The sequence below is a fragment of the Streptomyces himalayensis subsp. himalayensis genome, assembly GCF_013778455.1.
Classification (GTDB): domain Bacteria; phylum Actinomycetota; class Actinomycetes; order Streptomycetales; family Streptomycetaceae; genus Streptomyces; species Streptomyces himalayensis.
This window is the reverse complement of the sequence record NZ_JACEHE010000001.1, coordinates 584,950-596,302: the sequence shown is the minus strand read 5'-3', so window position 1 is coordinate 596,302 and position 11,353 is coordinate 584,950. Positions and strand designations below refer to the sequence as shown.

Here is an 11,353-nt window from a genome sequence, read left to right as displayed (position 1 = left end):
AGTCAGATGAGCCAGGCGGCACAGAACCTGAACTGGTTGATCACCAACTTCGTGGACAACACCCCCGGGGTGTCCCACACCGTCGTCGTCTCCGCCGACGGACTCCTTCTGGCGATGTCCGAAGGCTTCCCGCGCGACCGCGCCGACCAGCTGGCGGCCGTGGCCTCCGGCCTGACCTCGCTGACCGCGGGCGCGTCCCGCATCTTCGAGGGCGGCACCGTCAACCAGACGGTGGTCGAGATGGAGCGCGGTTTCCTGTTCCTCATGTCCGTCTCCGACGGCTCGTCGCTGGCGTGCCTGGCGCACCCCGAGTGCGACATCGGCCTCGTCGGTTACGAGATGGCCCTGCTGGTCGACCGCGCCGGTGCCGTGCTCACGCCGGACCTCCGCGCCGAACTGCAGGGCAGCCTGCTCCACTGACACTCCGATCCACCCCACCCACCGGCCCCACCGAACGTACGATCAAACCCCCACACGACGTACGAACACACCGTCCGGCCGCCAAACCCGCAATCCCCCCACCGGCTCTGTCAGACGGCACGCAAACCCCTTGCTGTCACCCGGAGGATCCATGACCCCGCCCACCGCCTCTCACGACCCGTACGGAGCCCATCACGCGCCGTACGGCGACGAAGGCGACCAGCCGCTGGTCCGTCCCTATGCGATGACCGGCGGGCGGACCAGGCCGCGGTATCAGCTCGCCATCGAGGCGCTGATCAGCACCACGGCCGACCCGGCCCAGCTGATGGGGCTGCTGCCCGAGCACCAGCGGATCTGCCACCTGTGCCGTGAGGTCAAGTCGGTGGCGGAGGTGTCGGCGCTGCTGTCGATGCCGCTCGGCGTGGCTCGGATCCTGGTCGCCGACCTGGCCGAGGCCGGACTCGTCGCCATCCATCAGCCCGGCGGCGACGAGAACAACGGCGGTGCGCCTGATGTGACACTGCTCGAAAGGGTGCTCAGTGGACTTCGCAAGCTCTGACGGAGCGCGGGCGACGACCTCCGCGAAGATCGTGGTGGCGGGCGGCTTCGGCGTCGGCAAGACCACGTTCGTCGGCGCGGTCTCGGAGATCAACCCGCTGCGCACCGAGGCCATGATGACGACCGCGTCCGCGGGCATCGACGACCTGACGCACACCGGCGACAAGACGACGACCACCGTCGCCATGGACTTCGGCCGTATCACCCTGGACCAGGACCTGATCCTCTACCTCTTCGGTACGCCGGGTCAGGACCGCTTCTGGTTCATGTGGGACGACCTCGTACGCGGCGCCATCGGCGCCGTCGTGCTGGTGGACACCCGCCGTCTCGCCGACTGCTTCCCGGCCGTCGACTACTTCGAGAACAGCGGCCTGCCCTTCGTCATCGCCCTCAACGGGTTCGACGGGCATCAGCCCTACACCCCCGACGAAGTGCGGGAAGCGCTGCAGATCGGCTCGGACTCCCCCATCATCACGACGGACGCCCGCCACCGTGCGGACGCAAAGAGCGCCCTGATCACGCTGGTGGAGCACGCACTCATGGCGCGCTTGAAGTAGAACGTCAAGTAGGCATCTCCATACGGCAGTTGCCGTAGTTGCGCTGGAGGGGCTTGTGTCGTTTGACACGGTCAGCCTTGGTGTTCATAACGTTTCGACAGAGAATTTCGGTGGCATCGACACGCGTCGCGGTCGCCTGGTCTCACTGTGCTCATATGGGCCCCGCCTTTTGGCGGGGCTCGCTCTTTATGACCGTTTTATCTAGGGCGTACCGCCCCTGGATCTTCCGCTTCCCACTGTTTGGAAGACCACCGCCTGACGTGCTGGAATGCGGCTGAACTGCCCAGTAGACGGGCCTGAGGACACACAGCGGCACAACGTACGTGCCGACGCCGAGAGGTTGTTGGTCGAGTGAGGCGAAGCAAGAGCAGTCCCGAGCCGTCGGCACGGGGCAACTTCACCCCGCCGCCGCGCGGAGCGGCGCCGCCCGCGTATGCATCCGGTGCCGAGCCGTCGGCGCCGGCGCCGAGCGGCAGCCGGCTCTCCCCGCGGAACTGGCGGGTGCCGACCCGGCTGAACGCGATCCTGCTCATACCCGTGCTGGTCGGCCTGGTCATGGGCGGCTTCCAGGTGAAGGGCTCGATCGACACCTGGCAGGAGGCCCAGGACGCCGAGAGCACGGCGCGCCTGGTGCGCGCCGCCCTGACGTACGCCGACCGCCTCATCGACGAGCGCGACATATCCGCCGAACCGATGCTGCGGGGCAAGCGCGACGATGAGGCCGTGACCAATGCGCAAGCGGCGACCGACGACGCGGCCGACAAGTTCGACGCCGCGGTCGAGGACATGCCGCAGCAGGCCGGCCTGCTCCGCCGCCTCGACACGTTCCGGAAGGTCGAACCCGGCCTCGAGGACCTGCGCAACGCCGCCTACACGAGCAAGCTCCCCGGTGCGAAGACCGAAGAGAGCTACACCGCGATCCAGCACCCGCTGACGGAGTTCGCCAACGAGCTCGGCCTGGGCACCGGCAACATCACCAGCTACGGCCGCACCGTCTACGCCATCACGCTCGCCAAGGGCACCGTCTCCCTCCAGCGCTCCCTCGGTATGCATCTGCTGGTCAAGCCCGGTCCCACCGCCACGAGCCTGGGCCAGCAGCGCGTCGCTCTCACCTCGTTCGCCTACCTCGAGCGCGTCGCCATCGACGAGTACAAGGGCGGTGGCACCCAGGCCGACCGCGCCAAGCTGGCGGACTTGCAGAAGGAGCTGGAGGCGGACGGCGAGAAGAAGGCCAAGGCGGCCGCCGCGGCCGCCAAGGCGAAGGGCGAGACCTATGTCCCGCCGCCGGACACCGAGACGATGGTCGGTGCTCTCGCCCAGCTGTCCACCACGCAGCCCAGCGCCCGGGTCGCCCTCGCCACGCAGGGCGTCACCGCCGAGAACTGGTGGGCGGTCAACACCGCGAGGTTCGACGCGTACACCACCATCGAGTCGGACCTCGCCGACAAGGCCGTGAACGAGGCCTCGTCGATCGCCGACGAAGCCAAGCGCGACGCGTTCATCACCGGAGCGGCCGTCGTGGTCGCCCTGCTCGCCGCGTTCCTCCTGGCCGGTCTGGTCGCGCGCCAGATGAGCCGCTCCATGCGCCGGCTGCGCAACGCCGCCTTCGGCGTCGCCGAGCAGCGTCTGCCGATGCTGGTCGACCAGCTCTCGCGCACCGACCCGGGGCGGGTCGACACGCGCGTCGAGCCCATCCCGATCACCAGCACGGACGAGATCGGCGAGGTCGCCCGCGCCTTCGACCAGGTGCACCGCGAGGCCGTCCGGCTCGCCTCCGAGCAGGCCCTGCTGCGTGGCAACATCAACGCGATCTTCACCAACCTCTCGCGCCGCAACCAGTCGCTGATCGAGGGCCAGCTGACCCTGATCACCGACCTGGAGAACAACGAGGCCGACCCGGACCAGTTGGAGAACCTCTTCCGCCTGGACCACCTCGCGACCCGTATGCGCCGCAACGGCGAGAACCTCCTCGTCCTCGCCGGCGAGGAGCCGGGCCGCCGCTGGGACCAGCCGGTGCCTCTCGTCGACGTGCTGCGCGCCGCATCCTCCGAGGTGGAGCAGTACGAGCGCATCGAGCTCTCCGGTGTCCCGGAGGCCGAGATCCACGGCCGCGCCGTGACCGACCTCGTGCACCTTCTCGCCGAGCTCCTCGAGAACGCCACCACGTTCTCGTCGCCGCAGACCAAGGTGCGTGTCACCGCGACCCGTCTCCCCGACGGCCGCGTGATGATCGAGATCCACGACAAGGGCATCGGCCTGACCGCCGAGGACTTCGCGGACATCAACCACAAGCTGGCCAACCCGCCGACCGTGGACGCCGCGATCTCGCAGCGCATGGGCCTGTTCGTGGTCGGCCGACTGTCCGACCGCCACGGCATCCGGGTCCAGCTTCGCCCCTCGGGCGAGCAGGCCGGTACGACCTCGCTGGTCATGCTGCCGGACGCGATCACCCATGGTGGCGGCGGCCAACAGCACGTTCCGGACTCGGAGTTCACGGTTTCGTCGATGATCCCGCGGCAGGAGGCCTATGAGGTCGCACCGCTGCGCACGGCGGCTGAGCTCGGCTTCGACGACAGCCGCTACGGCGAGGTCCCGGACGACATACGCGAGTTGGACCCCGTCGGCCGTTCGCTGATGCGCGAGGAGCGCCGTGCCGCTCTGGAGGCCCAGGCAGGGCCTCAGCAGGGCATCGGCGAGCCCCTTGTGTTCGGCGACGAGACCGGCCCGCAGCAGCCGTCGTACGACAGTTCCGCGTACGAGCAGCAGCGCCCGTACGACGACCCGCAGGTGGCGTACGACAACCAGCACGGCGCGTACGACGAGCAGCCGCAGAACGCGTACGACGAGCGGTACTTCCAGGGCTCCGGCGGCTACCAGGAGCCGGCCTATGCGGAGGCACCCCAGCCGGACCAGCAGGGTCCGGGCCAGGAGTCCTTCAACGGCTTCGGCGCCCGTCCCCGCCAGGGCGACTGGCAGCAGCAGACGGGGTACCAGGGTGCGTATCAGTCCGAGTACGCTCCGGAAACGGAATCTGCTCGGGCCGCTGACGGAAACCCGCAGGACCGCGTAGGCTTCGAGCGTCCGGGACCGACTTCGGGCGGCGGCCCCCAGCTGACCGACGCCGGCCTTCCGCGCCGCGGCTCGCCCGCGAGCAACAACGGAGGCTCCCCCACCGGCCCGCAGCAGTGGCAGCAGCCGGAGACCGGTCAGGACGGCCTGCAGCAGCGCCAGGAACGGGATCTGTCCGCGGGCAACGGCGGCGACGACGACTGGCGCTCGGCCAACGACGAGCGGTGGCAGCGCGCCGGGTCGCTCCGCAAGCCCAAGGCGGGCGGGGTCACCCCCTCAGGCCTGCCGCGGCGGGTGCCCCGCGCCAATCTGGTCGAGGGCACCGCTGAACAGACCCCGCAGGGCGGCCCCCAGGTCTCCCGCGCTCCCGAGGAGATCCGGGGCAGGTTGAGCAACCTGCGCCGGGGCGTCGAACGGGGACGCAATGCAGGTAGTGACACGAACGGCCAGGGCCTCGGTCCTGACAGCACCTACGACCAGGAGCGTTAGTGTGAGCCCGATGAGCCAGGCGGCACAGAACCTGAACTGGTTGATCACCAACTTCGTGGACAACACCCCCGGGGTGTCCCACACCGTGGTGGTCTCCGCCGACGGACTCCTTCTGGCGATGTCCGAAGGCTTCCCGCGCGACCGCGCCGACCAGCTGGCGGCCGTCGCCTCCGGCCTGACCTCCCTCACGGCCGGTGCCTCCCGCATCTTCGAGGGCGGCAGCGTGAACCAGACGGTTGTGGAGATGGAGCGGGGATTCCTCTTCATCATGTCCATCTCCGACGGCTCGTCGCTCGCGGTCCTTGCACACCCCGAAGCGGACATCGGCCTCATCGGGTACGAGATGGCGCTTCTCGTCGACCGTGCGGGCTCGGTCCTTACGCCCGATCTGCGCGCCGAGCTCCAGGGCAGCCTTCTCAACTAACAGACAGACAGTGCGGATTCGCGTCCCGTGGCCTTAAAGTTTCGGGACGCGACCCCACCGTAACGGGTGCCCGGCGCAGTCGGAGGAGGAAAAAGTGGCAACACCCCCAGACGGTTCGTCCTCGGCCAACTGGCCCTACGGCCATGGCCAGGGCGAGGGTGACGGTTCGGCGAACCGGTACAACTTCCCCTCTGCGCCGAGCCAGCGGCGTCAGCCGTACGTCCCCCAGCAGCCGCACCAGCCGGCTCCTGGACCGTCCCCGTACGACCAGCCGCAGGCGCCCCGCATCCAGCCCGTAGGGCCCCCGCGGCGCGCCCCCGAGCCGGCGCCGGGCGGGGCGTCGCACAACCCTCTGGTGCGCCCGTACGCGATGACGGGCGGGCGGACCAGGCCGCGGTACCAGCTCGCCATCGAGGCGCTGGTGCACACCACGGCGCAGCCGCACCAGATGCAGGGGCAGCTGCCCGAGCATCAGCGGATCTGCAACCTGTGCCGGGAGATCAAGTCAGTCGCTGAGATCTCGGCCCTTCTCACCATCCCCCTCGGCGTTGCCCGGATCCTCGTCGCCGACCTGGCGGAGGCCGGACTTGTCGCCATCCATCAGCCCGGCGGCGACGAGAACGCCGGCGGCCAGCCTGACGTGACACTGCTCGAAAGGGTGCTCAGTGGACTTCGCAAGCTCTAGCGGCGATGTAGCCCGCTCCACTACCTCCGCGAAGATCGTGGTGGCGGGCGGCTTCGGCGTGGGCAAGACCACGTTCGTCGGCGCGGTCTCGGAGATCAACCCGCTGCGTACCGAAGCCGTGATGACCTCGGCTTCCGCGGGCATCGACGACCTGACGCACACCGGGGACAAGACCACCACCACGGTGGCCATGGACTTCGGCCGTATCACCCTGGACCAGGACCTGATCCTCTACCTCTTCGGTACGCCGGGTCAGGACCGCTTCTGGTTCATGTGGGACGACCTCGTACGCGGCGCCATCGGCGCCGTCGTGCTGGTGGACACCCGCCGTCTCGCCGACTGCTTCCCCGCGGTCGACTACTTCGAGAACAGCGGCCTGCCCTTCGTCATCGCCCTCAACGGGTTCGACGGGCACCAGCCCTACAACCCCGACGAGGTCCGCGAGGCCCTCCAGATCGGCCCCGACACCCCGATCATCACGACGGACGCCCGCCACCGCGCAGACGCCAAGAGCGCCCTGATCACCCTGGTGGAGCACGCGTTGATGGCCCGCCTGCGCTAGGCGCTCCGCTGGGAAGTGCGGTGACGAGGCTGCGGGGCCGGTGGGGGCTGGTCGCGCAGTTCCCCGCGCCCCTTACGGGGCGCTCCCCCGCCGCCGCTGCGGGCAATCGTGCCGCTGGGGCGGCACGGGTGGGCGCAGCGGCACCCGGACGGCGGGCAGCCTGACTCGCTACGGCGCCCACGACGCACTTACAGCACACCAAAGGCCCGGCACCCGAATTGGGTGCCGGGCCTTGACGCTTACCCCGGCCGGCCAGAGGCCTAGCGCCAGCTGTGCGGCGCCCGGAACCCGGGCTCCCGCTCAAGCCGCCGCCACCCGGCCTTGCTCCGCCCCCGGTGAACGGAGGCCGCGGCGGGCAGCGCGGCGGCACGCGCCATGAGGATCGCCGTTATGGCCGCGAGCTCCTCGGGCTCGGCGTGCCCCTTCTCGACGCGCAGGAAGTTGCTCGGATCAGCGGCTGCAGCAGGAACGGTCATGAGTCTCAGTCTCCGTGAGAGAGGGTTCCGCAGGGTTACCGCGGAGGATCGGCGAGGTTGCCGTTCGCGGGATTACTGCGGCGGGTTGCCGTGCTTACGCGACGGCAGGTCGGCGTGCTTCGTGCGCAGCATCGCCAGGGACCGGATGAGCACCTCGCGGGTTTCGGCCGGGTCGATGACGTCGTCGACGAGACCGCGCTCAGCGGCGTAGTACGGGTGCATCAGCTCGGCCTTGTACTCCTTGACCATGCGCGCGCGCATCGCCTCGGGGTCGGCCGCGGCTGCGATCTGCCTGCGGAAGATGACGTTGGCGGCACCTTCGGCGCCCATCACCGCGATCTCGTTGGTCGGCCAGGCATACGTGAGGTCCGCACCGATCGACTGGCTGTCCATCACGATGTACGCACCTCCGTACGCCTTGCGCAGGATCAGCGAGATCCTCGGCACGGTGGCGTTGCAGTACGCGTACAGCAGCTTGGCGCCGTGCCGGATGATTCCACCGTGCTCCTGGTCCACACCGGGGAGAAAGCCGGGGACGTCCAAAAGGGTGACGATCGGGATGTTGAAGGCGTCGCACATCTGGACGAAGCGCGCGGCCTTCTCGCTCGCCTCGATGTCGAGCACACCGGCCAGCGACTGCGGCTGGTTGGCGACGATGCCGACCACCTGGCCGTCCAGGCGGGCGAGGGCGCAGATGATGTTGCGGGCCCAGCGCTCGTGGACCTCGAGGTAGTCGCCGTCGTCGACGAGCTCCTCGATCACCTTGGCCATGTCGTACGGACGGTTGCCGTCGGCCGGGACCAGGTCCAGGAGCACGTCGCTGCGGCGCTCGGCCGGGTCCTCGCACTCGGTGACCGGCGGGTTCTCGCGGTTGTTGGACGGCAGCAGCGACAGGAGGTACCGCACCTCGGCGATGCAGGTCTCCTCGTCGTCGTACGCGAAGTGGCAGACGCCGGAGGTCTCCGCGTGCACGTCAGCGCCGCCGAGGCCGTTCTGGGTGATCTCCTCGCCGGTCACGGCCTTGACGACGTCCGGTCCTGTGATGAACATCTGCGAGGTCTCGCGGACCATGAACACGAAGTCCGTCAGGGCGGGGCTGTAGGCCGCGCCGCCCGCGCACGGGCCGAGCATCACCGAGATCTGCGGGATGACCCCGGAGGCCTTGGTGTTGCGCTGGAAGATGCCGCCGTAGCCGGCGAGGGCGCTGACACCCTCCTGGATGCGGGCGCCGGCACCGTCGTTGAGGGACACCAGCGGCGCACCGGCCGCGATGGCCATGTCCATGATCTTGTGGATCTTCGTGGCGTGGGCCTCGCCCAGCGCCCCGCCGAAGATCCGGAAGTCGTGCGCGTAGACGAAGACCGTACGCCCCTCGACCGTGCCCCAGCCGGTGATCACACCGTCGGTGTGCGGCTTCTTGGCCTCCAGGCCGAAACCGGTCGCCCGGTGCCGGCGCAGCTGCTCGACCTCTCGGAACGAGCCCGGGTCGAGCAGCAGCTCGATCCGCTCACGCGCCGTCAGCTTGCCCTTTGCGTGCTGCGCCTCGGTGGCCTTGTCGCTGGGTCCGCGCAGCGCCTGCGTACGGATCGCGTGCAGCTCGGCCACGCGGCCGCGGGAGTCGGTCGGCTCAGCCGTCTCCACCGTCGCGTCACTCGCCGTGCCACTGTCTGCGGCACTCGTCGTGTCACCCGGCGTCTCGTCCAAAACGGTCATGTAGCGACCTTACGAAGCCCGCCAAGCAAAACGGGCCGTCGACTCCGTACAGTCTCCGACCCGTTTTCCTGGTGCCCCCTGACAGAACCCGAGATGGATGCAGCCGAACTGACTGCTCAGACGGCCATCTCGTTGTAGGGACTACACAAAGCCGTCACCCGAGAGCCACCTCACATTTATGCGCGGCACATGCCTTCCCTGGGGTGATTCCGAGCCGGAGCCTACGCCCGTTCGAGGGCATTTCGGCGGACGGGGTTCCGGCTCGGGACTCAGCAGCCGCCGCAGTTGTAATACGTGACGTCCCAGTGGTTGCCCTCGTCCGCGTAGAGGTTGCCGGCACCGGACTTCCACTGCGGGGCGCCGTCACCGCGCAGGCCTATGTAGGTGAAGGTGTTCTTGATGTAGTTCCCGACGCATGTGTACTTGCTGTAGTCGAGCTTGTAGCCGTTCCAGTGCGAGTACGTACCGCCGGCATGCCCGGTCTCGGTGCCGCCGGTGATGTTCAGCGCGCAGCCGCTGGCCGACTTCAGGGTCTGGGCGCCCTGCGCGGTCGCGAGGTTGAGCTGCTCGAAGGACGTACAGGTCGGGTTGTTGCGGTCGGAGCAGCCGCCGGACGACGACCAGGTGATGCCGGACGAGCGGAACATCGAGGTCGCGGTGGCGTGACTGATCTTCGTCACGGCGAAGGCGTCGGTGGCACCGGTGAGGACGCCGAAGCCGGGGGCGAAGAGGGCTCCCAGGATCAGAGCGAGTGCGCTGACGGCCGAGCGGAGTTTCATCGGGTTCCTTCCTGCTGATGACCGTTCTGATGACGTGCGTACTCGTGATGCGCGCGTACTCGTGACGCGCGCTCGTACTGCTGACGTGCGTTCAGTGCGACGGATGTGCAGGCAGAGCAGGGAGATCCTGCCCGAGGTCTACGCGCGTCCGCCAGTGGGCACCCAAAACAGCGAGAGAGGTTGCCGGAAAGGCCCGGGAACCGATGGAAAATCACCCTGGCAGAAAAGTTGAAAGTTGAACGGAATAGACCTATGGTCGGTGTCATTGAAGGTTAAACAGCTTCGGCGCAAGGCCGGGGCTCGTCCCCAGGGAGCCAGTCATGGGCATCTTCGGCCGTAAGAACACCGCTACCGACACCGCAGTCGCCGCCGCGCCCGCGCCCGCCGTCAACCCGGACCTCGCCGCTCTGACCGGCGACTACACGATCGACCCGTCGCACAGCACGCTGGGCTTCGTCGCACGCCACGCCATGGTCACCAACGTCAAGGGCTCGTTCCTGGACTTCACGGGCTCCCTGCACCTGGACGGCACGGACCCTGCCAAGTCCACCGCCTCCATCGACGTCACCATGGACAGCATCGACACAGGCTCCGCGGACCGTGACGCCCACCTGAAGAGCTCGGACTTCTTCAAGACGGAGGAGTTCCCGACGATGACGTTCCGCTCGACCAAGGCCGAGGCCCTGGGCGGCGACGACTACCGGATCACCGGGGACCTGACGATCCTCGGCACGACCAAGCCGCTGACGATCGACCTCGAGTTCAACGGCTCCGCGAAGGACCCCTTCGGCAACGAGCGCGTCGGCTTCGAGGGCAAGGCGGAGATCCTGCGCTCGGAGTGGGGCCTGACCTGGAACGCCGCGCTCGAGACGGGCGGCGTGCTGGTCTCCGACAAGATCAAGCTGAACTTCGACATCTCGGCGATCAAGAACGCCGAGTGAGACGGCCGGACGACGAGTCGGACGTACGGCTCGTTCACCGCGTACAACCACCGCGAGTGGAGCGTGACCTGGGGGGAGCACCCCGGCATGGGACCCCGGGAGCCACGGCGCCCCGGGTCAGTGCCGGAGTGCTCCCCCGAGCCGTCCCTCCAGCACCAGCAGCAGATCGCCGAGTTCCGTCGCGAGCCCGTGGCGGCGCTCCTCGCTGAGGCCGGCCAGCAGCGTGGCCTCGTAGGCGAGTTGCTCGGGCAGCAGCTCGTCGATGAGTTCGCGGCCCTGGTCGGTGAGCGTGAGATGGCTGACCCGGCGGTCGCGTTCGTCCGCGCGGCGCCCGACGAGGCCGCGCTCCTCGAGCGTCCGTACCCGCTTGGTGATCGCGGCCCCGGAGGCGAAGGTCTCCCGGGCCAGCTGCTTCGGCGTCAGCGACCGGTCCACGCGGCGCAGCGTTCCCAGGATGTCGAACTCCGGACGGCTGAGGCCCGCTCGGGTCAGCGGGGCGTCCGCGGCCTGCTGGAGCAGCGCGGAGCAGCGGTTGAGCCGCCCGATGAGCGCCATCGGGGCGGTGTCGAGCTCGGGGCGGACCTGCTGCCACTGCCGCAGCACCGTTGCCACGACGTCTTCCACGGTCTTTCCTTCCATTGCCGGGCCGGATCACGGGGCTGTACGCGCGGGGATCCCGC

Annotated in this window: 12 protein-coding genes; 8 read left to right on the top strand and 4 right to left on the bottom strand. The window is 68.8% G+C overall.

Going from position 1 to position 11,353, the window contains the following annotated elements:
• Positions 1-6 precede the first annotated feature (6 nt).
• From H1D24_RS02585 to H1D24_RS02555, 7 genes are all read left to right on the top strand, one after another.
• Positions 7-420, top strand: a complete 414-nt coding sequence (locus tag H1D24_RS02585) for a roadblock/LC7 domain-containing protein (protein ID WP_181655902.1) — start codon at positions 7-9, stop codon at positions 418-420.
• Between the two features lie 151 nt (positions 421-571).
• Positions 572-979: a DUF742 domain-containing protein gene (locus H1D24_RS02580; protein WP_181655661.1), complete on the top strand. Its 408-nt coding sequence runs from the start codon at positions 572-574 to the stop codon at positions 977-979.
• The gene (locus H1D24_RS02575) at positions 960-1,535 is read left to right on the top strand and encodes a GTP-binding protein (protein WP_181655660.1); all 576 of its coding nucleotides are present in this window, start codon (positions 960-962) and stop codon (positions 1,533-1,535) included. The genes H1D24_RS02580 and H1D24_RS02575 overlap by 20 nt, the downstream gene beginning before the upstream one ends.
• Positions 1,536-1,886: 351 nt before the next feature.
• Complete coding sequence (locus tag H1D24_RS02570) at positions 1,887-5,093, top strand: sensor histidine kinase (protein WP_181655659.1); 3,207 nt, start codon at positions 1,887-1,889, stop codon at positions 5,091-5,093.
• Positions 5,094-5,103: 10 nt separating this feature from the next.
• Positions 5,104-5,517, top strand: a complete 414-nt coding sequence (locus H1D24_RS02565) for a roadblock/LC7 domain-containing protein (RefSeq protein WP_039658182.1) — start codon at positions 5,104-5,106, stop codon at positions 5,515-5,517.
• Between the two features lie 94 nt (positions 5,518-5,611).
• Entirely contained in the window at positions 5,612-6,202 is a 591-nt protein-coding gene (locus tag H1D24_RS02560) for a DUF742 domain-containing protein (protein ID WP_181655658.1), read from the top strand.
• Entirely contained in the window at positions 6,183-6,764 is a 582-nt protein-coding gene (locus H1D24_RS02555; RefSeq protein ID WP_181655657.1) for a GTP-binding protein, read from the top strand. The genes H1D24_RS02560 and H1D24_RS02555 overlap by 20 nt, the downstream gene beginning before the upstream one ends.
• A 260-nt stretch (positions 6,765-7,024) precedes the next feature.
• Here the strand turns inward: H1D24_RS02555 and H1D24_RS02550 are convergent, their stop codons facing one another.
• From H1D24_RS02550 to H1D24_RS02540, 3 genes are all read right to left on the bottom strand, one after another.
• Positions 7,025-7,240, bottom strand: coding sequence for an acyl-CoA carboxylase subunit epsilon (locus H1D24_RS02550; protein WP_181655656.1), 216 nt, complete (start codon positions 7,238-7,240; stop codon positions 7,025-7,027).
• Between the two features lie 72 nt (positions 7,241-7,312).
• Positions 7,313-8,953, bottom strand: coding sequence for an acyl-CoA carboxylase subunit beta (locus tag H1D24_RS02545; protein ID WP_258563753.1), 1,641 nt, complete (start codon positions 8,951-8,953; stop codon positions 7,313-7,315).
• Positions 8,954-9,222: 269 nt separating this feature from the next.
• On the bottom strand, positions 9,223-9,732 hold the full coding sequence (locus tag H1D24_RS02540; RefSeq protein WP_181655655.1) for a hypothetical protein: 510 nt from the start codon (positions 9,730-9,732) through the stop codon (positions 9,223-9,225).
• A 320-nt stretch (positions 9,733-10,052) separates the two neighbouring features.
• Here H1D24_RS02540 and H1D24_RS02535 point away from each other — a divergent pair, with 320 nt between their 5' ends.
• Positions 10,053-10,673 (top strand): YceI family protein, encoded by a 621-nt coding sequence (locus tag H1D24_RS02535; RefSeq protein WP_181655654.1) that lies wholly within the window; start codon positions 10,053-10,055, stop codon positions 10,671-10,673.
• 117 nt (positions 10,674-10,790) lie between these two features.
• On the opposite strand, the gene H1D24_RS02530 is transcribed toward H1D24_RS02535, so the two are convergent.
• Positions 10,791-11,312 carry a MarR family winged helix-turn-helix transcriptional regulator gene (locus H1D24_RS02530; RefSeq protein WP_181655653.1) on the bottom strand — a complete coding sequence of 174 codons (522 nt, stop codon included), beginning with the start codon at positions 11,310-11,312 and terminating at the stop codon, positions 10,791-10,793.
• Positions 11,313-11,353 lie beyond the last annotated feature (41 nt).

Excerpts from the sequence above, each read along its gene's own strand:
- H1D24_RS02580 (WP_181655661.1), top strand. The coding sequence starts at position 572 with ATGACCCCGCCCACCGCCTCTCACGACCCGTACGGAGCCCATCACGCG.
- H1D24_RS02550 (WP_181655656.1), bottom strand. The coding sequence starts at position 7,240 with ATGACCGTTCCTGCTGCAGCCGCTGATCCGAGCAACTTCCTGCGCGTC.
- H1D24_RS02545 (WP_258563753.1), bottom strand. The coding sequence starts at position 8,953 with ATGACCGTTTTGGACGAGACGCCGGGTGACACGACGAGTGCCGCAGAC.
- H1D24_RS02535 (WP_181655654.1), top strand. The coding sequence starts at position 10,053 with ATGGGCATCTTCGGCCGTAAGAACACCGCTACCGACACCGCAGTCGCC.
- H1D24_RS02585 (WP_181655902.1), top strand. The coding sequence starts at position 7 with ATGAGCCAGGCGGCACAGAACCTGAACTGGTTGATCACCAACTTCGTG.
- H1D24_RS02565 (WP_039658182.1), top strand. The coding sequence starts at position 5,104 with ATGAGCCAGGCGGCACAGAACCTGAACTGGTTGATCACCAACTTCGTG.
- H1D24_RS02540 (WP_181655655.1), bottom strand. The coding sequence starts at position 9,732 with ATGAAACTCCGCTCGGCCGTCAGCGCACTCGCTCTGATCCTGGGAGCC.
- H1D24_RS02530 (WP_181655653.1), bottom strand. The coding sequence starts at position 11,312 with ATGGAAGGAAAGACCGTGGAAGACGTCGTGGCAACGGTGCTGCGGCAG.